This window comes from Microcoleus sp. CAWBG27, from assembly GCF_020883145.1.
GTDB lineage: Bacteria > Cyanobacteriota > Cyanobacteriia > Cyanobacteriales > Microcoleaceae > Microcoleus.
In genome coordinates this window covers 54,829-76,324 of sequence record NZ_JAHREU010000002.1, presented here as the reverse complement: position 1 = coordinate 76,324, position 21,496 = coordinate 54,829, and the positions used below count along the sequence as shown (strand labels likewise).

Below are 21,496 nucleotides of genomic sequence, written 5' to 3'. Positions count from 1 at the left end.
TGCCCGCCCTCTTATGAGTCATCAGCAATAAGGAAGAAGGAATGAAGAAATATACAGCTAGCTTTTAGCTTTTTAGCGTTCCGCATTTTACGTTACTTACGTTAATTTACTTGGCTAATTGCTAGTTGTTAATTGCTTGTTCTTTTATTCTCATTCAGCCTGCGCGGACGCAAGTTTGTGTAGTAGCTATTTCAATCGCCCAAGCAAAACTGTACGCAATGAATTGACAATTCGGACGATGCTCGAAGCAACGTCCCACAATTATTTTTCTTGTGGGATGGCTTTGAGCATCGTCCGAAAATTTGATTAATAAATATTTTTGCAAGATACATACTAACCATTAGCAGCTAACACCTTTCTAGCAACATCACAATCTGCCTGAATTTGATTTTTTAGAGCATCCAGAGAAGCGAATTTTTGTTCGGGTCGCAAAAATTCTATCAAACTTGCGCTCAATGTTTGACCGTACAAATCCCCAGACCAATCTAACAGGTGAACTTCTACAGTGAGTTGCAGGCCGTTTACCGTCGGGCGGCAACCAACATTCATCACTCCATTTATGAATGATAAATCTGATGCTGGGCGCGGAATTAGAGATTGGGGATTTTCCCACTTATAGGAAAAACTTTCATCTTTTTTGATGATTCCGCCTCCATCCTTCACCGAGACTTGCACCGCGTACACGCCAAAACGCGGCAAAAATTTTTCCGGTGGCAGTTCGATATTAGCAGTCGGAAATCCGATCGTCCTACCCAGCCGCTGTCCGCCCACCACAGTCCCCACTAAACTGTAAGGCCGCCCCAGCAATTTATTCGCTTTTGTGAGGTCGCCGGATGCTAAACCTTCGCGGATCGCGGAACTGCTGATTCGATCGCCCTCAGCGCAATTGTGCAGGGGTACAAGAGCAACATCAATACCGTAACCTGAGGCGATCGACTGCAAATCCACAGCCGTCCCAGCACGTCCGCGTCCGAACCGAAAATCTACCCCCACACTAATTCGACTCGCTTGCAGTTGCCGCACCAGAATTTCCTCGACAAACTCAGCAGCAGTCAATGCCGCCAGTTCTCGATCGAACGGCAGCAGCACAAGTTGCTCGACACCCATTGCTGCGAGCAATTCTACCTTTTCTGCCAGAGGTGTCAGCAGTTTTTTGGGTTGACCTGTAAAAAATTCTTGCGGGTGGGGATTGAATGTCACCACAGTACCGTAAAGCCGATCGCCCGCATCACAATCGCGACCAGAGAGGCTGTTGCCCTCTGCCCGGGGGTGGGCACCATTGACATTCAGGGCGCTGCGGGCTGTTTCCGGCAGTGCTGCTGAGTCGTTTTCCCAGCTTGCCGGATGTTCGCCTTCCAAATTTTGAGCTCTGCCAGCGTTTGGGCGCAAGTTTTGCCCCGACGCAGAAACCGTCGCAGAAGTTAGCCCCGGCGATCGATTTAAAATTGGCTGCACGACTTGTTGATGCCCTAGGTGCAAACCATCAAAGTTTCCCAAGGCAACAGAAGTTGGAGTCAGAGCAGCGGTTGAAGAAGAAGTTATCCACACGCTTAAGATTTTGCCATACTTAGCCAGATTGCGATCGCCAGTCGATTTTAGATTTTAGATTTTAGATTTTAGATTTGACTCCACAGAATCGATCTGCGAGTTAGAACTTCAATCTAAACTTTTTTGTTCTCTGCGGCCTAAGCCAGGGCTTGTATCCGTCTTTAACTCAGGTAAGCCCTCACTTAAATTTTAGATTTCAGACCTCAAGATTTCCGAACCATCTGGCAATCTCAAATCCATCACGCAGGCACTTTAGGGGCTTCCACCGACCCTTCAGACGACCCTTCAGACAAATCCTTGTTTTGAGGAGGTAGCAACTGTAACGACAAACCTTCCCGCGCCATCAAACTGTTCGGGAATCTTTGAGCCACTTGTTCTCCCACCTTGTCTAAAAACTCGTCATTGTGCAGCGGATCGTGGTGAAAAATCACCAACTTTTTGACATTAGCAGCCTTTGCCACCTTCACTGCTTCCTGCCAAGTCGAATGTCCCCAGCCAACTCTGCTAGACTTTTCCGAATAATACTCCTCATCCGTATAAGTAGCATCGTAGATCAGCACCTCAGCATCGCGAGCCAGATTCAGCACATTTTCGTCCAAACGATCGGGAAAATGTTCGGTATCAGTCACGTAAGCAGCCGCATACCCCCGCCAGTTGACGCGGTAGCCGATAGCTTCACCGGGGTGGTTCAACAAAGCTGTTTCCACCTTAATCTCTCCGATTTCCATGGGTTCACCCACCTCTATATCGTTAAATTTGAGGTCGGCCCCCATAATTTGCAGGGGCACCGGAAAATTAGGGTGAAGCATCTGGTCGTTGAGTCGCTGCTGGATAGTAGCTTGATTGGGAGTAGGAGCAACGGCTCCATAGATGTGAAAACAATTGCCCTTAATAAAAGCTGGTACAAAAAATGGGAATCCTTGAATGTGATCCCAGTGAGTGTGAGTAAAAAACATATGGGCTTCTACGGGCATCTGCGACAGGAGAGTTTGTCCCAAAACCCGCAATCCAGTACCGCCATCGAAAATTAGGCGGCTGTCACCCACTCGCATTTCTATACAGGGCGTGTTGCCCCCGTAACGTACTGTTTCAGCTCCGGGAGACGCTATACTACCTCTAACGCCCCAAAAGTGAACCGTAAATTGGTTTTGCATACTAGACATGGGTTTTCCTGCAAGATTGTTCCGGCGAGCCATCGATAAGGTGTTTACATAAAATTAGTAAGGCTTTTACCATCAAACCCAAGCTTTTTGACGGTCTAGTTTCCCACTTGTTGGAAGTGCCAAGAGTCTCGCTTGCCAGAAAATGCAAAACTGTTGGGCTTGATAACTGAGGAATAAATTGCAAGGTAGACTGATGAAGTCTCGATCGCAACTATTCTTTTTCTCTCTTCACTAGCGTAACTTCAGCAGACACACTTTGGGGCAGCAGTTTTACCTGATTCTAATCTGGCGGCCGCTGTTTTCGGATCTCTGGACTTGGCGAGCGCGCTAGCGCGGTGGGTTGTTGCCGTTCCTACTTGATATCTATTACGGTCGATCGACTGTAATATCTAGTACCGGGGCGCGTTTGCGCCCATATTGGCAGAAATTGCCGATGAGCGTGATTGCGATACCCTACAATAATTACAACTAATTTTAACCGACTTCAGACGATCTACCCATCAAACCCCTACCCCAAGCGTCAGGGACTGCTGTTGGCGATCGCGCGGCTTAATTAACTGAACTCCCATTTATTTAACGAACCTCATCAGTAAAATCTCTTTCCACAGGATTCTTCAACCGGCGATGCTGCCATCCTTGGAACTATTGCCGTCCGATTCCCAGTGACTGGAAGTTTTGCCCGATCGATCCCTAAAATAAAAAGGGGCGTTGCTTAATCGGGCTATGAAAATGGATAACTTGAAAATTCAGAATATTGAGTTACTCGCTTGTTTCATTTTTTCAGGCGTTGCTTAATCGGGGTATGAAAATGGATAACTTGAAAATTCAGAATATTGAGTTACTCGCTTGTTTCATTTTTTCACATTGAGTCGTTCATACCCTAAATCAGGAACGCCAATATTCTAAGTCGAGGATTGGGTACGGTAGGGCATACCGGAACCTTTGCATTAAATGCAAGCAACGCTTTGGGAGATGAGTCCTCTACTTTAACTGGATAAATCCTGTTTAAGCAAGTCATGTCGTAGATCGAAGAATCCCCGTGCCTGGAGGCCCGGGAGTGTCAAAGCTGATGGCAACGCATCTGTTTGTTAGCAACGCTCGATCCCAATTTTTGTATTCTTTAATCTAAAATCGAAAATGGTATGACACTGGGGGCAGCGAGATTCCGGACTCTTGGCAAAAGGCTATATTTTGGTCGCGCGGTTCTCGGAGGGCGAATTCCAGCACTTAAAGTACCCGAAATTTCGGAAATTTTCAATTTTTGTGTTTTTTGCCGGCACCCAACTCCGATCGCCCTCGATCTCAAAAGTCAGTGAGAAATATTCGCGCGCTACCTGTTGTGCTTTTCTCAACTATCTTCAATCGCTTTTTTGGGAGTAATGATTTCTCGGAATTTGACTTATCTGTCGCACTTACCACAAGTTGGAATTTCTGGTATTATAAAGTCTCATACTCTTGTTTTGAGAAAAACAAAATCTGTGCAAAAGATGCCTGAATAACTTAAAGTTATTTGTGAAAAAAAGTAAGTATGAATCAATTTAAAAAAACTACAACCAAGCTGCATCAAACGCCAGGGAAAGATTCCGATCGCACTTGGGAACTCGATCGGCGACCATCCATCGACCTCTCCTTAGACTTGGCTGATGCTGGTGCTTTGAGGACATTTAGCCGTCTAGACGATCGCCCGCAGGAAACCCCAGAGAGAACCGAAAAAAAACGCCGGAGGGTGGATGGCAAGAGCAATCGAGCTCGATCGCCTGTGGTTTCTAGCACCTTTCTCAAGTGGCTGCTACCGCGTTTGAGTCGATCGAAAGGTGGGTTGGCAGCCTTCACCCTGGCAGCAGTTTGGGGGTGGTGGAACAGTCAGTTATTGCTTTCGACAGGGCTGGGAATCGCAGCGATGATGCTGGTTTACCGAGGACAGTCCGGGGAATGGCAATTGCTGCGATCGAAAGCCGAGCAATTTTGGGAGGGCCCGAACCGCCGTTTGGTTTTAGCAGTGGGCGCCGGCGGGATTGCGACTCTGGGTGCTTACATGAGTTTAGCGATTTGGGAGGATTCTGAGAGTCACTGGATGGCTTTGAGCCTGATTTTGCAAAATTTTGGCACGATCGCCATTGCAGGGCTGTTGCTGCGCCAAGCGCTGAGTCTGGGATCCTCAAAAGATGAGGATGAAGCAGCGCTCGATCGGATCTTGGGAGATTTGACTGATGCTGATCCTGTGAAGCGTTTGATTGCAGTGCGGCAAATGACCGATTTGGTCGATCGGGGTGGGTTTAACCGCGTGACTTCTGTCAAAAGTTGGGGCGCCCGTGCTCGGGCTGCCGAGTGCTTTCGGCTGATGTTGAGTCGGGAACCCGAAGCTATAGTCCGCAATGCCCTTCTTGAGGGTTTGCAGACTTGGGATGATACTTATGGCATTGTTTCACAATCCAAAAATAAAGTCATCGACTATTAGCTGACCGTCAAAAGCATAAAATGTAATGCGATGAATATTCGGGGCTTTGACGCGCAGGGGTGTGTTGGGCGCGATCGGAGAATTAGACCCTGCCAGATTGGGCGCTGGCATTTCATCTTGAACGATCGGGTTGCCGTCGATGTCGCAAGCAGATAAAACCGTTCGCCGCGAACTGGTGACAAGTCCTGCTACGCTGCGAACTGGATACTTGAAACTTACTTCTATTAGTCCGCTTTTTGGGGCACCCATTAATACTGTTGAGCCAGAAACCGTTAGGAATGCTGGGTTTGAAGGTTGGATGGCGACGGCATTGCTAAAAGTCACTCCCCAATGGGCAAACTGGTTTTCTACTACTTCAAAGCATTTCAATTCTTCTAAAGCTAGGCGAACCATTCCCGGTGCGCTGACGCGCGATCGCACATCTACCCCTGAACCCGATCGTTCTGGAGTAGCGACCAATGTCTGTTTGCCGTTTAAATCCATGCTTCGACAGGCAGTATCAAACTCTGCAAACCCGTCAGCTAGAAGACTTTTTGCATCAACCATAAAACCCTCGCGATCCCGTTTCCTAAGCAGTTGCATTTTTTTATATCTCCCTGATATTAGTTGTTTGTTGTGTTTTGGAATTGATAACGGCGAGACTCGTGATTTTATTGCCTGCAATCAGAGGTATCGAAAACCCATCGCCCGCCTTTTAAGAAAAACCTTCGACATTAAAAGCCACTGCTCCGTAAAATATGGTAATTAATTATTTGCGATCGGCGATCGGATGTAAACCTGCCGCGATTAAAAGCTAGATCTGATACCGCTGCTTTCCGAGTGCCTGCTTTCGGAGTCGGCGAACCGACTTGATTGTGTTGAGGGGTCTTACCCATCATTTTGTTATTATCTCCGATCGCAAGTAGTTTGCAACGGTGAGGATAACTGCACAACCTGGGCGCGCAGATCGCAAAACTTAGTTGCTGTGTGTAGTTTCAGGCTTCACTTGTACTAAAATAGATTGAAATCAATACTGAATCTTTACAAAAACGGCGCCAGCTTTGCAATCTTTTTAAATAAAGACGAGGCGACGCGCGAAACTCTACAATCTCACAGCGATTGAGGCTTATTTATGCTTGTTCCTCTCGGCTTCGGTCAGCGATCGATCGTGACTTCTCTCGGCAGAATGGTATATTACACTGCTGAAAAAATGCCTTGGATCGGATTGCCGAACTCAAATTCGGAAAATCTACCTAATTTGGTATTTTTTCACGGTTTTGGGGGCGGGTCAAGTGCCTACGAATGGTCGAAAGTTTATCCGGCTTTTGCAGCGGAATATCGAGTCTTAGCACCGGATTTAATCGGTTGGGGGCGATCGGAACATCCCCAAAGAAATTATCAGGTCGAAGATTATATCACATCTCTGATCCAATTTATCGAAAAAACTTGCGGAAGTCCTACCGATGTGATAGCTTCTTCGCTGACTGGGGCGATCGCGATTCGAGCTGCGATCGCCCGCCCGGATCTGTTCAAATCGCTAATTTTGACGATTCCCAGCGGTTTGTCGGACTTCGGACAAGATTACGGCAGCAGTTTCTTCGCTAAGCTCGTCAATACGCCGATTTTAGACCGCTTGCTCTACAGTACGGGCATTGCCACAGATGGCGGCATACGCAGCTTTTTAGAAGAGCGCCAATTTGCCGATTCCCGTCGAGTGTACCAAGAAATTGTCGATGCTTATCTGGAATCTGCTTTGGAACCAAATGCAGAATATGCAGCCTTATCTTTTGTGCGGGGAGATTTGTGTTTTGATTTGTCACTTTATATCACTCAGCTAACAACGCCGACTGCGATTATTTGGGGTGACAAATCTCAGTTTACTAGCCCCGAGATTGGTCAGCGGTTGGCTAATCTTAACCCGGAAGCAATTAAGGTTTTTCAAACTCTGGAAAATGTGGGTTTGACTCCGCAGTTGGAAGTTCCGGCTGTGACTATTGGTTTAATTCGGCAGTATTTAAGGTTGTTTTCTGAGGAGTAAAGAAGAAGGTACGTAGTTGCGCTTCAGCGCTCTTAGCGAATATAAGATAAGAGCGCTAAAGCGCAACTACGTACCTAATTTGATAATTACAACTGTCAAACTAATCAAGGTACGTTGTTGGGCTTTAGCCCTCTTTAGACGTATATCTAAAGAGGGCTAAAGCCCAACAACATACCTATTTTACTGTCAACTAACTGACTATTCTTTAACTCGCACGTCGATGACGCTGGCGTTGAAAATGTATTTTTTGCCTTCAAGTTCGAGAGTAGTTCCGATTTTGACTTTCATGTTTCCTAAAACCGGGCCGTTTTCAGTAATTTGACCTTTCCCCTCTAAAGTAAATCTCATATTTCTGCTGAAAGATTCTTCTTCTCTAGGATCTGGGACAGCTTTTAATGTGCCGTTGGGCTGAGGAACTGCGAGGGTTCTAGTTATGGTTTTTACCTCTTTGATTGTAATCTGACCGGAGGGCTGGTTGCGGATTACTACGTTGATTTTATCGCCGGCTTTGAACAACTCTTGAAAGTTTGTGCCTTTGAGTCCGATCGCAATTGCATCCATTTCTACGGTTTTGACGCTGGCGCCGCCGACTTGGGCCACCGAACCGCCGGATGTACCGGGAAAGAAGAAGATGCCGACTGCAACTAGCAGCACAATCATTGCTGCACCTACGTCTAGAATGCTGAGTTTACCGAACAACCGGCCTTGAGAATCCAAAATTTTCATAAATCGCTTAATTCACTGACAGCGACAGGAGTATCTGTACAAGCCAAAAGATATTACCACAACGATCGCCCAAAATCCGCAGAACTTGGAGAGTCGGGAGATAGCCAGAGGGGGAAAGTGGTTAAAATTTGGTAACAAGTTAAAATAGCAACTAAGCAGCGTTATATTTCGTCTGCCGATTTATACCAATTTTTTATGAAGCTGCATACAATTCGGATATTCGGATCCCCCCTAACCCCCCTTGATAAGGGGGGGACAAGATTGTTCTCTTTCGTCTCCCCCTTATCAAGAAGATGCGAGGGCGATCGAGATATGTGCAAATTCACATTAAATTGGTATTAGTGACTTTTTGAGTTTTTCCTAAAAATTAATCTAACTTCTCGCACGTATCAATCATGTTAAAAGGTTTTTGGTTGACTTGTCGGCGTAGTTGTGGCCGGGGGATTTATCTATTTTTGTCGGTGATTGTGGCTGCGGGTATCTGCGTAATTTCCCCACAACCGACTCAAGCATTTTCTTTGCCGGAACTGATTATGCGGGGGATTCAAGTTATTCAATTGTCGAATATGTCCGATCGCCAGGAGGTGGCTGTTGGCCGACAAATCAACCAGCAGTTGACGAATCGGGAGTTTAGGATCGATCGCGATCGGGCTACTACAGCATACATCAACCGCATCGGTCAGCGGCTGGCCCAAGAAAGCGATCGCCCGGATATTCCTTATACTTTTCAGGTGATTGACGATAACAATATTAATGCTTTTGCGACGATGGGCGGTTTTGTTTATGTGAATAAGGGTTTGATGGCGGCGGCGGATAATGAGGCGGAATTAGCAAGTGTCATCGCCCATGAAATCGGGCATATTAGTGCTCGCCATTCGATTAAGCAAATGCGTCAAATGGCGATCGCATCTGGTGTAGCTTCGGCGACTGGGCTCAGTGGTTCTAGGGCGGTACAGATTGGGGTGGAATTGGCTTTGCGTCGCCCTCACAGCCGTCAAGCTGAGTATGAAGCGGATCAGTTGGGTTTGCAAACGATGGGGCGATCGGGCTACGCTCAATCTGGGATGGTTGATTTTATGAAAAAGTTGCTTAACAAGCCTTCTCCCCCAAGTATTTTGAGCACTCACCCGGCTACTAGCGATCGAATTGCTGCGATTTCCCAGGCTATAGATCCGGATCTGGCTAGCGGTGAAGGTTTGAATAATGCGGCTTATAAGCTGGAAATGCGTCGGCTGTTGCGATCGTAGATCGGGCGATCCGACGATCCGACAGGGGTTGAAACCCCTGTCTCATAGCGAAAGTCGTCTGAAGACGACTGAAGATTCATTGATATTTTAGTCGGTTTTTAACTGAGATCTTGTATAGCGATTCTCAGAAAGATGAGGTACGTTGTTGGGCTTCAGCCCTCTTGGTTTCAGTGGTTATGTAACCTGTCAGTCATACCTCACCTTTTTGAGAAAGGCGATACCAATGTCATTAAGCCGATAAAAGCTGGGTTTTTGGCGATCGCATGAACGGAAAATGGAAATATTTGTATATTGAAATACAGTTTTTACTACAATCCCAGGAGAGCCAAGATTCATTGGTATTTCAGTCGTCTTCAGACGACTTTCGCTATGAGACAGGGAATTAATTCCCTGGCGGACTTCGGGAAAGTGCATAATTCAGAAGGGGATGCAGACTTGGGGAAAGCGGATTAATTAAGAGGCGGATTCCGAGAGGCGGGGGAGTCGTTTGGGAAAGAGAAAATAAGGAGATCCTTGTTTGGTCAGGGACTCAAATAATGTTTCAATCCCCTTGCGGGGAAGTCGTTTGGGAAAGTAAGAATTCGTTGGGTGCAAATTGGGAAGAAGATGTTTCAATCCCCTTGCGGGGAAGTCGTTTGGGAAAGAGTTTCACTTTGTTCGCTTATGATTTTGGCAATGTTAGTTTCAATCCCCTTGCGGGGAAGTCGTTTGGGAAAGGGAAAAAAGAACCTCCAAGTTCGGATATATTCTTTAAGTTTCAATCCCCTTGCGGGGAAGTCGTTTGGGAAAGGCAAAAGTAGATGAAAGTCAAAAAACCGTAGAGTTAATTGTTTCAATCCCCTTGCGGGGAAGTCGTTTGGGAAAGAAGATGACTTTTGGGTCGGTTTTGGAATTTTTGAAAAAGAAAGTTTCAATCCCCTTGCGGGGAAGTCGTTTGGGAAAGAGTCTAAAGATCTTCTTGATTAAAAACTATCCCAGTTTGTGTTTCAATCCCCTTGCGGGGAAGTCGTTTGGAAAAGTCGAATATGAACAAAGACATTATTATCTTGATGTTTCAATCCCCTTGCGGGGAAGTCGTTTGGGAAAGTTCACTGTTCTTGTCTCTCTCGGTCTGACTTTGGTGTTTCAATCCCCTTGCGGGGAAGTCGTTTGGGAAAGCCAAATCTAAAATACAACGAAGTTGTACACCTCTACCGTTTCAATCCCCTTGCGGGGAAGTCGTTTGGGAAAGTTGATTCTGGTTGGCGAAAAGCTTAATCTATAAGGTTTCAATCCCCTTGCGGGGAAGTCGTTTGGGAAAGTCAAAGTGTTGCTTATATGGGCAATTATTACGAAAGGTTTCAATCCCCTTGCGGGGAAGTCGTTTGGGAAAGTGCCAGACGGCAATGGCGGTCTTAACTGCTTTCTGAAAGTTTAAATCCCCTTGCGGGGAAGTCGTTTGGGAAAGGCTGCCAGAGTGGGTGATGCTTCGATCAGGATTGGAGAAGGTTTAAATCCCCTTGCGGGGAAGTCGTTTGGGAAAGTTGATAGCTCTCAACAGCAAAAACTCCATCAAATTTTGTTTCAATCCCCTTGCGGGGAAGTCGTTTGGGAAAGTCAACCTTCGTCGCTTATTCCTAACGATGAGGACGAAAAGTTTCAATCCCCTTGCGGGGAAGTCGTTTGGGAAAGTGGTGAAAAGTGGATACGACATGACCGAAGAGGAAGACGAAGTTTCAATCCCCTTGCGGGGAAGTCGTTTGGGAAAGTGCCAAGTTCTGTTCGTTAATTTGGTCTGTAGAATATCAAGTTTCAATCCCCTTGCGGGGAAGTCGTTTGGGAAAGGGAGGTGGTAGAAAGCAGAAGTGAGGCAATCAAGACAAAGTTTCAATCCCCTTGCGGGGAAGTCGTTTGGGAAAGCCTCCTCGCTTTGACAGTGATAAAGACACACTACCAGGTTTCAATCCCCTTGCGGGGAAGTCGTTTGGGAAAGGTTTTTTTCGTTAAGAGAGGTTTTGTTGAAATGAAGTTTCAATCCCCTTGCGGGGAAGTCGTTTGGGAAAGTCGGGTAACTGTCGCTATTGCGACGGATTGGGTTATAAAAAGTTTCAATCCCCTTGCGGGGAAGTCGTTTGGGAAAGGCTCCTAGTGGCACAGACTTGGCTGTTCTAGGCTTATTGTTTCAATCCCCTTGCGGGGAAGTCGTTTGGGAAAGTTGGGTACATCGGATTAGTTTGGTCTTCCCGTGAAGAGTTTCAATCCCCTTGCGGGGGAGTTGTTTGGGAAAGTCGTAGTGGCTCTCGTTGTGGTCAATGTACCACAAAAGGTTTCAATCCCCTTGCGGGGGAGTTGTTTGGGAAAGCAAAGAAGCTACAATTAGTCGAACTTTCAAAGTTTGAGTTTCAATCCCCTTGCGGGGGAGTTGTTTGGGAAAGGCTTCTTCCAACTTTTCTACCGCTTTGGTTGAAGTAGTTTCAATCCCCTTGCGGGGGAGTTGTTTTGGAAAGTCAATTCTTTAATGCCAACGGAGGAGGTAATCTAAAGTTTCAATCCCCTTGCGGGGGAGTTGTTTTGGAAAGTTCTTTATCTCTTGTCCCAAGTTTTCCGCACCTGGTTTCAATCCCCTTGCGGGGGAGTTGTTTTGGAAAGTGTTTCGCATCATGCTACGACCCAAATACAACAAGTCGGTTTCAATCCCCTTGCGGGGGAGTTGTTTTGGAAAGCTAAAATTTTCACTCCATCGGGGATAAATCTAGGAGCACTGTTTCAATCCCCTTGCGGGGGAGTTGTTTTGGAAAGGGAACTTCGAGGACGGATTAGCGAGTTTCATAAAACGTTTCAATCCCCTTGCGGGGGAGTTGTTTTGGAAAGCATAACAAATGCATTGTAAGGACTGACAACATAGTCTTGTTTCAATCCCCTTGCGGGGGAGTTGTTTTGGAAAGAGTTCGGCTACAAACCCTTACCCAGAGAGCGTTCCAGACGCCAAATCGACGCACCGTTTTTTCACTCTCAATAAATGGGGGGTCATCTTCAACAAGCATAGGATTGAAAACGCCCAAACCCAGACTACAAAGACAATCGACGCACCTCAACGAAAGAATCAGGGTTTCGTCGATCGCCCTAGGTGCGTCGAAATCGCTTGCGGCAATGAAACCTACCGCAGCCGATCGCCCACCTAGATCGAAATCGCTTGCAGTAATGAAACCAACCGCAGGCGATCGCACAATCTATTCAATTTTCAAAGTTCCGCGTGAAAACTCTTGCTTTCCACTACTACAAACAATAGAGACTTAAGGAGAGATTGTCAAGCTTTTCCAAGCACTTCGTTTGGATTTAAGCTTCCTGTTGAACAACAGAGCTCAACTGAGCTTTTGACTGAACTTTTGGCAGAGGAATCTGCGGCTTCACTTGTCTGACAACTTCATCAAACGGCAAAATTCGGACTTGATTGTTAAACACATTTACCTGATAAACTCTGCGATAACTCAAGTCAAATCCAGTCAGCCAGCCACTCTTTGGATGATAAGCCCCCGTGTCAATATCCAGCCACCCTTGGCCCCTGACTAATTCCCCGGGCCTCACCCCCTCAAAGGTAAACGTGATCGTGTGACCGGTAATAATTAATTTATCGGGAAAATACGGTTTCGGCATCGCATGAAATTCCTTGCGAATCCAGCACAATTGTTCGATCGACTGTTTGTCAATTGGCATGGTAGGATGGACGCCCGCGTGCACCAGCCAGATATCCCCTAAGTCTAAATGGGTTGGGAGCGATCGCAACCACTCTAAGTGTTTGTACGGCATCATCCCCGTATCCTTGTAACTGGCGACAGTCGCATCCCCACCGCTGTACAGCCAAGATTGCCACGCCCGCAAATCCACTGAGGGCCCCGACAAAGCATCTAACATTAGTTGTTCGTGGTTTCCCAGCAGGGTTTGATACCGGCTTTGCTGCACGAAATCCAATACCTGAGCGCTTTTCGGCCCGCGATCGATTAAGTCTCCTAAAAAATATACGCGATCGTCCGAACTCGGGGCAAGTGCCTCTAGTAAAAGCATTAATCCATCGTAATGCCCGTGTACGTCCCCAATAACAATGCGCCGGTGCTCCACTGTGTTTATCCGTTTTTCTGACTCGAAACCTTAATTACTAGCTTATAGCATCTGATTTAGCTGCTATTTCCTCCGATCTTTTGCTTAGGAGGGGTGTCACCCATTATACTACTTTTATAAATTTTTGGTAAAGTTCCCCAATTTTGTTTGCGTAGTTACAGATCGGAAGACTGAGAAGTTATCCCAGCTTTCGGTATAGTTAAACAGTTGACAGTTGACAGTTGACAGTTGATAGCGAAGTGATAAGAACCGAGATTTAAACTCCGTTCCGATCGCAATCTGCCTTGATGAGTAAGGGCTTCAAACCCCTGCTATTCGGTGAAGTACAGAAATACCCTAGAAACACGGGAGTGCCGTATCCTGTGAATCTTTCAGAGATATTGATAACCGCTGTTAATTGTGCTGTGGTAATTGCTACTACCGAGTCATACCATTTTTCTGTGAAACGGCATAGAATCTGATCGCCCTGGCACTCCCCTTAATAAGGGGGGGACAAGAGTTAGTCAAAGTCCCCCTTCTTAAGGGGGATTTAGGGGGATCCGGATATGTGCAACGACCCATTAAATTGGTATCAGTCGATTTTAGATTGACTCAATATTGATTTCACGATTGATTTTACGGTGTAGGATGCGCCAGCGATTAGTCGATCGAGCAAATCGAAGATAACTCTAGCTAACGCATTCTACAATGACTACTGAGTCAAAGCTCTGAGAAAAGTCTGCATTTCTGCTAAAAAACCTTTCTTTTTTAGCGGTTTTGCCGGTGCAGTCGAATCCGGATCGGCGATTCCCATAGCTTTCGCTAAAATCCTTTCTAAATCGTCTCCCACAGGTTTTTGGGCAGTTTCCGAAATTAACTCGTATTCGTCGTTGATTTCCAGCCAAACTTGCCACGGCTGCGGATAACAGCGGAATAAAGCCGCCGTATCTAGCGGTCTGATATAGTAACAGGATTCGATTTTGCTCAGGAATCGATCGCGCAACTGACGGCCTGCATACCCTATACCTATAGTAGCAACATCTTCCAGGCGCGGGTTGAGCAAGATCACAGGGCGGCCCGCCGCAGCTATATAAAGTTTTTCAACTTGCGACACCTCTACCGCCGCCGGATTCACTAGCAAAAACAGTTCATCTTCCGGTGCTATATTATCTTCAACAGGAGTGCGGCTGCTGCCCAAATCACTTATTTTAAAAGGTACTTCTCCCCAATCGCGGCGGGCGAGGGCGGCTGCACCAGCATCGGGAAAAAAGACTTTCATTCCCGAGTGGCTTTCCTCAAATTCTGGTAAGAATTGTTGCGTGATAGATTGTGCTTGCAGGGCGATTTCGGGAAAGACTAATTCGACTTGCAGGAGATTCTTGCCATCCGAGAGGGCGGCGGCGGTGGCAATGCGCGATTGGGCGATCGCATCATTGAGATCGTTGGGCAGTTCTGTCATTAATCTTATTATTCGTACTCGACTTCTCTCAATCTAATTTTACCGCATTTAAGAACGCTCAGCATTGAAATTTTAATCTTCAAAAATAATCAAAATCTTCTGGGCGGGCTTTTAGCGGGCCCGAAATATCCAATTTAAATATGCCACAGCTTAAGCCACAAAAGCTAACACAGACACGGGCGAACCGGAACCTCCCAAAAGGCGTAATATTCCGATCGCCAAAGTGAAGTCTGTCGCAGGTAATAAGTGGAGGTTTGCCAGATTTTCCAGTACAATTCGCTGCTGTTGCAATACCATTTTATTGACAGCAAAACTTTCATCTTGTCCCGGATCGACTCCGTGAGTGTCAATACCAATTCCCGCAATCGATCGCTCTTCTAGCAAAAATTGAGTCGCAGCTTGACCAAATCCCGGAAAGTGGCAAACTCCGCCTTCGTCAGGATTTAAAAATGCTCGCTCATCATGCCATTTGGCTTGCCATCCAGTATATAATAGAACTAGATTGTCCGGTTCAATAAATTTGTGCTGGCGTTCCCAATTCAATATATCATCTATCGTTAAAGTGTAATCGGGATTGGCAAGACATTGCTCCCGAAGGTCGATCGCAATTCCGGGCAAAACTAGAGACTGCGGCGCATAACTATCAATACTCGCGCCTGCTGGATCGAAGGTATTGGGTGCGTTGATGTGAGTCCCACTGTGTTCTCCCATCGAGAATTTTCGCAGGAAATAGCCGTTTTTGTCTATTTCAGATACTATTTCAAATTCCGGCACTGGATCTCCCGGCCAGATGGGAATTTGTGGATGAATTGGATGGGTTAAGTCTATAATGTCGCGGTAGGCGATCGTTTTTAAATTATTTGAGTTACTGTTTGAGTTAAAGTTGTTTGTCATCGACACAAAAACTCACATTATATTAATGGTAAGGTGCGTAATATCAAATCCGGTAGCATCGTCCTGTATTATAATCTCTCTAGTCTCTCTCTGTGTCCTCTGCGCCCTCTGCGGTTAAATAATTCCGGTACAGCCTGATTGAATATCAGCCATTAGTCGATCGCTCTAATCCAAAATCCTTCTAACCGACGCACCCTACAAATCGACAAGGCGATCGAGCGTCGCTGCCATCACATCCTTTGTTTGCCCGGAAACAGTATACACCAAAGCCTCTCGATAAACTCTTCCAGCCGGGTGCAGCCTACCGTTAGCCGCACCGCTGGAAACCACCACCGCAGCGTGCCCGCACCGCACCGCCAAATCAATAGCTGCCGCTCGGAGCGCTAATTGTTCCGCTTTTGAGCTATGTTGAGATTGTAGGAAATGCTGTTTTAGCCGATCGAGCTTCTGTTCCAATTTTGTGCAAGCCGCTGCGATCGCAGGCGAATCTTTAACTATCGCCGCCGCTGCAATTACATCCAATCCCGCGCGAATGCAGCCAAAAGTAACCGGCACAAAATTCAAGATATTTTTGCTGTCATTTTCCGCAATCCAACCGACAGCTTTAACCGAAATTATTTCCGATTCATGCAACAACCAATTATTGAGACTTGCTGTCACAGTATTAGTCGAGTTCATCGCGATTAACGGCATGATTTCGCTAACAGCTATTTTACCAGATTCCCGTTCAACATTAGCAAAAGGCAGCAAACCAAAAACCGCGCGATTGTCTGGAAGTACCGCAGCCACAATAAACTTGTCAAACAAGCCAAAACCAGTAATCCAAGGAACATTCCCCGACAGTAGATAGCCATCTTTTACCGGAGTTGCCGTAACTGCCGGATTGCCAGATCGCCTCAAATGCGAAAACCCAACACCCAAGCGTAACTCTTTTTGGGCGATCGCGCGCAAGTATCTGCCTTTGAGCATTTCATTGTCACTGTTAGCAATCATCGCAGTTGCGCTGTGGTGCTGAGTTTGGAGGAAAGACAAAGCCCCAGAATATCGCGCAGTCAATTCCTGATATTGGTAAAAAAGCTCCGGTGGAATGTCCGCGCCGCCCCATTTTTGGGGAAATCGCAACGCTAAGAGCGATCGATTTTCCAATCCTAAAAGTGCTGTTTTCAGCGCTTCTGAGTCACTGTCGATAATTTCCGCGCGGGGTGCAACGCACTCTTTCAAATAACTTTCCGCGCTATCAAGAATATCTTGAAAATCCATCTTTTATAATTAATTTTATATACCGATTATCAAAAAAAATGAGGTACGTTGTTGGGCTTTAGCCCTCTTATATTATATAGTAGTAAGCGAGATCGCATCAAAAAATATTTACATTAATACCTCATATTTCGGAGCGATATTATATAGCCTTTCTCAGAAAGATGAGGTATGACTGGTGGCTTGTATAACCGCTGAGACTAAGAGGGCTAAAGCCCAACAACATACCTAATCTTTCCGATCAATGCTATAGTTATTTTTTATGATAATGATTGTGGGACGGGCATCTTGCCCGCCCCAAAGCTCACTTATTCCCAAACTTTCCAAGGAGCCTTACCTTCATCCCAAAGCTCGTTTAAATACTTATATTCCCGATAAGTATCCATCGCATAAAAGAAGCCTTCATGGCGGTAAGCCATCAACTGTCCATCTGCTGCCAAACGTTGCATTGGCTCCTGTTCTAAAACACAATCATCTCCACCCAAATACTCAAATATCCGGCGGTTAAATATAATATATCCAACACTAATCCAGCCGTCTATTTGAGGTTTTTCAGCAAATTCTCGTACTTGACCTTCACTGTCAACATCCAAAATTCCAAAACGCGAAATCGGGCGAAATGTAGTTACAGTTGCCAGCTTACCGTGAGACTTGTGAAACTCCATCAATTTATCAATATTGACATCAGCAACTCCATCACCATAAGTCACCATGAAATTCTCGCCATCGATATATTTCTCGATCCGTTTTACCCGCCCTCCCGTCATGCTTTCTGCACCAGTATCAGCCAGCGTTACATGAAAATTTTGTTCGCGATGTTCCTGCTGATAAGTGATGGTATTTTTCCGTCCCAGACATATCGTAAAGTCATTGTTCATGGCTTCATAATTCAGGAAATATTCTTTAATCATGTTGCCGCGATAGCCCAAGCAGACAATGAAGTTTTGGAAGCCGTAGTGGGCGTAGATTTTCATGATGTGCCAAATAATCGGGCGCCCGCCGACATCAACTAAAGGCTTGGGGCGAAATTCTGTTTCTTCTCTCAGACGAGTACCAAGACCGCCCGCTAGGATGACTACTTGCATTTTTTCACCTTTTGAAAACTTATCAATTAATCTATCATCAATTATCTGGGATTTTTTCAAAGAATTATTAATAATTTCTCAGATTGAGTGAAGCTTTGTAAACCCTAAAAAAATCCTATTCTAAATACAATGTAGGGTGCGGACTGTGCATCGCGCACTTAAATGGTGCGTGCAATTCCTAACTCAGTCTGTCCCGGACACATCAACCTCAAAGAAACCGGGTTTTTCACCTAATTTGTGGGTGAGAGCGAATAATTTTCGTGAAAAAACCCGGTTTCTAGCCAGTGCGTCCAGGACTATCACTAATGCTAAACTAGGAAACAGACAAAAACATTAGACAACTATACTGAACATCAAAAACAACAATGAAAAGTCAACTCGATCGCCTAAAAAGATTTTTAGGTATAATCTGCGCGATCGCCTCAATTACAATTTTATTGCACTCGGCAACATCCGCTGTTGGTGGCGCTGTTTTTGCAGGGGAGGTCTCAAATATACCACAAACCACCATAGCCTTTGTCCCTCAGATACCGGGCGGCGGATTGGATGTTCACGAAGCCGCAGGAGGGCATACTTTAGAGAGACACGTTGGTAAAACAGAAGGAGAACTAGCACAGCGACTCGGACGAGAAATGGAAATTTCTGCGGCATCTTCCTTTGCTAGCCGTTCCATCGCTGAAGCCGCGATTGCGGAAGCAATGTACAAACAGAAAAGTGCGATCGACTCCTGGGTGAAAAAAGGAGGCAATCGTTATACGATCGACTACAACGCCAACAGAATAATTGGCATTAGCCTGCGCCGCCGTTCATCCAAAGCAACTCCAGTCTCTCGCCTAAAAATTGTCCTCCAGCGCAGCAAGAAATTACCTCCCGGATACTTTATTCTCACCGCTTATCCCCAATGATCGATCAATTTCCTAATTTAACCCAATTTTTCAGTTCCTACTTTCACCAAGACTGGCCGCTAGAAGCTGACACTCCCAGCCAAGCAGTCAACAACTATTTGAACAGCGAACCCCCCGAAAGTATTGAAGCTGCATCGCAAGAACTCGCTCAACTGCTAGAAATGCCGATTTCAGAACCAGATTTAGAAACCTTCATCCTCGATGAATTAGGCTGTTACTATGACGCACAATCGGAAAATCAAACCGTCAGAGAATGGCTAGAATCTGTGCAAAAATCTTTGACAGATCGCAGTTAATTCGGCGGTTGAAACCGCGACTACACAAACCAAGTCTGCCTCCGCAGACTAAGAGATAGAGGAATATTTAAGCCTGATTTTTTTGTAGATACTGCCTACTCTTTAGTCTCGCGTTGGGCGGACATCGTTTGTGTAGTCGCGGTTTCCAACCGCCGGGTTTCTAACCGCCTCGGATTTCAAATTAGATCGCACATTTCTCTCAAATCCCATATTTCTTCGTCCGCGAAGGCGGACATCGTTTGTGTAGTCGCGGTTTCCAACCGCCGGGTTTCTAACCGCCTCGGATTTCAAAATAGATCGCACATTTCTCTCAAATCCCATATTTCTTCGTCCGCGAAGGCGGACATCGTTCAGAGAATGGCTAGAATCTGTGCAACAATCTTTGACCAATCCTAGATGATTCGGCGGTTGGAAACCGCGACTACACAAACCAAGTCTGCCTCCGCAGACTAAGAGATAGAGGAGTATTTAAGCCTGATTTTTTTGTAGATACTGCCTACTCTTTAGTCTCGCGTTGCGCGGACATCGTTTGTGTAGTCGCGGTTTCCAACCGCCGGGTTTCTAACCGCCTCGGATTTCAAATTAGATCGCACATTTCTCTCAAATCCCATATTTCTTCGTCCGCGGAGGCGGACATCGTTCAGAGAATGGCTAGAATCTGTGCAAAAATCTTTGACCAATCCTAGATGATTCGGCGGTTGGAAACCGCGACTACACAAGCCAAGTCTGCCTCCGCAGACTAAGAGATAGAGGAATATTTAAGCCTGATTTTTTTGTAGATACTGCCTACTCTTTAGTCCGCGAAGGCGGACATCGTTTGTGTAGTCGCGGTTTCCAACCGCCTCGGATTTCAAATTAGATCGCACATTTCTCTCAAATCCCATATTTCTTCGTCCGCGAAGGCGGACTTCGTTTGTGTAGTCGCGGTTTCCAACCGCCGGGTTTCTAACTCTCAAATCCCATATTTCTTCGTCCGCGGAGGCGGACATTGTTTGTGTAGTCGCGGTTTCCAACCGCCGACTTTTACTTGCTAATAGTCAACAAATAACCTTCATGGACATTGACATTAGGAACAACATAAGTCAAATTATTACCAACAACCGAAACACTTTCTTCTTTAACCGCAACCAGCTTTTGCACAGCGCCTTCGAGATTGTTAGGAATCTTCTCTAATTTGAGACTAACTTTTTGACCGCTTTTAATTCCAAGCTGCTGCAAATTCACAAGATTCAAGGTAACGGTTGTGGCTGACGAATAATTGCGATCGAAATAACCCAAAAGTACCTGTGCTTTACCTTCGGGATTTGACTTGCTAGCTAAGGCCACAAGACGATCGCGATCTGATCGGCTCAGCACCCGCGAATTTACTCCATCAGCATAAGCTTTGTAAGTCCACCAAGCAGCCCTCGGCTCAAAAGTATTCGGTACAACCGTCCCAGTCAGCGTATTGTTGAAGCAATTACTAACTTTTTTACCTACTGTTGTATCCCAACAAGCTCTGCAAGCACCATCAGCTCTTGCATACTCTAAGTTAGACAAATAACCTAAAATTTCCCCAGGCTGGTACTGCGCTAATTCTCCGACAATTTCGTTGACATAAACTTTTTGCATTTTCAGTTCCTTGTAAAAGGGACTTTGTTGAAAATTGCGTTTAGCATCAAATACGTGATCGTCAACAAATAAAATTATGGTATCATTGAGTTCGTGCCAAGCTAGGAAATTTACTTCCAGTTTGTTCGCTTTGCAGTAATCCAAAAAATCCGCAAGATATTCTTTGTTGTAAGTGCTGATGCTCGGCCCGCCAATCATCGCTGACGGCCCCAATTCTTGCCGCAAGATTTTGTAAGCCCTTTTGTAAGTTTCAAAGAATTGTTCTCTGCTTCCCTTCCAAAACGGATTTGCTAAATCTGGTTCGTTCCAGATATCCCAAATAATTTTTTTGCCTTTATTTTGTTGGGCCAACTGTCGGATGAAGGCTTCCCACGCGGGGTAATTTTGATAGGGCCAGCCTTTGGGGTTGCTGCCGTAGCCCCAGAGGTCGCTAACTAATAGTTGAAATTCGGCTCCGCTAGCGATTACTCGATCGTACACATCGAGTCTTCCGGCGCGCCACAGCTTGGGCTGCAAGGGCTTAATCGAGCTATCGGGGGGCTTGCTGGGGTCGATTCCGTGCAAGAAGCCGCTCATGGAGGTGATACCGGTGGCTGGTTGTCCAAAATCGACTGTGACGTGCGATCGCATTTGGGCAATAGTTGGCTGCTGACCAAAATACGCGATTAACAGGACTGTTACCAAAGTTAAGCAAATTGGTAGCAGCTTATTAATTGGTTTGAACTTGAAGGTGAATTGCATATTGTATGTGGTTGA

General features: G+C 45.9%; 16 protein-coding genes and 1 CRISPR repeat array. Of the genes, 5 read left to right on the top strand and 11 right to left on the bottom strand.

The annotated features are described in order from the left end of the window. Positions 1 to 333: 333 nt before the first annotated feature. Both QZ938_RS01715 and QZ938_RS01710 read right to left on the bottom strand, forming a co-directional pair. A complete protein-coding gene (locus tag QZ938_RS01715) occupies positions 334 to 1,548 on the bottom strand; it encodes a bifunctional riboflavin kinase/FAD synthetase (RefSeq protein WP_293347031.1) in 1,215 nt (404 codons plus the stop codon). A 239-nt stretch (positions 1,549 to 1,787) separates the two neighbouring features. Then, positions 1,788 to 2,711 (bottom strand): MBL fold metallo-hydrolase, encoded by a 924-nt coding sequence (locus tag QZ938_RS01710; RefSeq protein WP_293152959.1) that lies wholly within the window; start codon positions 2,709 to 2,711, stop codon positions 1,788 to 1,790. A 1,528-nt stretch (positions 2,712 to 4,239) separates the two neighbouring features. Between QZ938_RS01710 and QZ938_RS01705 the strand changes: the two genes are divergently transcribed. Continuing rightward, on the top strand, positions 4,240 to 5,169 hold the full coding sequence (locus tag QZ938_RS01705) for a hypothetical protein (protein WP_293347028.1): 930 nt from the start codon (positions 4,240 to 4,242) through the stop codon (positions 5,167 to 5,169). On the opposite strand, the gene QZ938_RS01700 is transcribed toward QZ938_RS01705, so the two are convergent. Together QZ938_RS01700 and QZ938_RS01695 are read right to left on the bottom strand one after the other, a co-directional pair. Beyond that, positions 5,137 to 5,715, bottom strand: coding sequence for a hypothetical protein (locus tag QZ938_RS01700; protein ID WP_293347025.1), 579 nt, complete (start codon positions 5,713 to 5,715; stop codon positions 5,137 to 5,139). The two genes, QZ938_RS01705 and QZ938_RS01700, sit on opposite strands and share 33 nt — an antisense overlap. A gap of 167 nt (positions 5,716 to 5,882) precedes the next feature. After that, the gene (locus QZ938_RS01695; protein ID WP_293152974.1) at positions 5,883 to 6,047 is read right to left on the bottom strand and encodes a hypothetical protein; all 165 of its coding nucleotides are present in this window, start codon (positions 6,045 to 6,047) and stop codon (positions 5,883 to 5,885) included. 233 nt (positions 6,048 to 6,280) lie between these two features. Between QZ938_RS01695 and QZ938_RS01690 the strand changes: the two genes are divergently transcribed. Then, entirely contained in the window at positions 6,281 to 7,186 is a 906-nt protein-coding gene (locus tag QZ938_RS01690; protein ID WP_293347022.1) for an alpha/beta hydrolase, read from the top strand. Positions 7,187 to 7,384: 198 nt separating this feature from the next. Here the strand turns inward: QZ938_RS01690 and QZ938_RS01685 are convergent, their stop codons facing one another. Further along, the gene (locus QZ938_RS01685) at positions 7,385 to 7,912 is read right to left on the bottom strand and encodes a DUF4330 domain-containing protein (RefSeq protein WP_293174713.1); all 528 of its coding nucleotides are present in this window, start codon (positions 7,910 to 7,912) and stop codon (positions 7,385 to 7,387) included. A gap of 395 nt (positions 7,913 to 8,307) precedes the next feature. Here QZ938_RS01685 and QZ938_RS01680 point away from each other — a divergent pair, with 395 nt between their 5' ends. Next, complete coding sequence (locus tag QZ938_RS01680; protein WP_293347019.1) at positions 8,308 to 9,159, top strand: M48 family metallopeptidase; 852 nt, start codon at positions 8,308 to 8,310, stop codon at positions 9,157 to 9,159. Positions 9,160 to 9,697: 538 nt separating this feature from the next. Continuing rightward, a CRISPR array of direct repeats spans positions 9,698 to 12,083; the repeat unit is 36 nt; unit sequence GTTTCAATCCCCTTGCGGGGAAGTCGTTTGGGAAAG. Between the two features lie 391 nt (positions 12,084 to 12,474). Here the strand turns inward: QZ938_RS01680 and QZ938_RS01675 are convergent. From QZ938_RS01675 to rfbF, 5 genes are all read right to left on the bottom strand, one after another. Beyond that, positions 12,475 to 13,254 carry a metallophosphoesterase family protein gene (locus QZ938_RS01675; protein WP_293347016.1) on the bottom strand — a complete coding sequence of 260 codons (780 nt, stop codon included), beginning with the start codon at positions 13,252 to 13,254 and terminating at the stop codon, positions 12,475 to 12,477. 691 nt (positions 13,255 to 13,945) lie between these two features. Beyond that, positions 13,946 to 14,692 (bottom strand): DUF1995 family protein, encoded by a 747-nt coding sequence (locus tag QZ938_RS01670; RefSeq protein WP_293347013.1) that lies wholly within the window; start codon positions 14,690 to 14,692, stop codon positions 13,946 to 13,948. A 150-nt stretch (positions 14,693 to 14,842) separates the two neighbouring features. Continuing rightward, a complete protein-coding gene (locus QZ938_RS01665; RefSeq protein ID WP_293347010.1) occupies positions 14,843 to 15,586 on the bottom strand; it encodes a cyclase family protein in 744 nt (247 codons plus the stop codon). 195 nt (positions 15,587 to 15,781) lie between these two features. Further along, entirely contained in the window at positions 15,782 to 16,846 is a 1,065-nt protein-coding gene (locus tag QZ938_RS01660; protein WP_293347007.1) for an acyl-CoA dehydrogenase family protein, read from the bottom strand. A gap of 305 nt (positions 16,847 to 17,151) precedes the next feature. After that, the gene (gene rfbF / locus QZ938_RS01655) at positions 17,152 to 17,928 is read right to left on the bottom strand and encodes a glucose-1-phosphate cytidylyltransferase (RefSeq protein WP_293347311.1); all 777 of its coding nucleotides are present in this window, start codon (positions 17,926 to 17,928) and stop codon (positions 17,152 to 17,154) included. 365 nt (positions 17,929 to 18,293) lie between these two features. Here rfbF and QZ938_RS01650 point away from each other — a divergent pair, with 365 nt between their 5' ends. Together QZ938_RS01650 and QZ938_RS01645 are read left to right on the top strand one after the other, a co-directional pair. Next, complete coding sequence (locus tag QZ938_RS01650) at positions 18,294 to 18,833, top strand: RNase A-like domain-containing protein (RefSeq protein ID WP_293153004.1); 540 nt, start codon at positions 18,294 to 18,296, stop codon at positions 18,831 to 18,833. Next, on the top strand, positions 18,830 to 19,129 hold the full coding sequence (locus QZ938_RS01645) for a contact-dependent growth inhibition system immunity protein (RefSeq protein ID WP_293153007.1): 300 nt from the start codon (positions 18,830 to 18,832) through the stop codon (positions 19,127 to 19,129). Before QZ938_RS01650 ends, QZ938_RS01645 begins: the two co-directional genes overlap by 4 nt. 1,023 nt (positions 19,130 to 20,152) lie before the next feature. Here QZ938_RS01645 and QZ938_RS01640 read toward each other — a convergent pair. Then, a complete protein-coding gene (locus QZ938_RS01640; RefSeq protein ID WP_293347004.1) occupies positions 20,153 to 21,481 on the bottom strand; it encodes a beta-xylosidase in 1,329 nt (442 codons plus the stop codon). Positions 21,482 to 21,496: the final 15 nt, after the last annotated feature.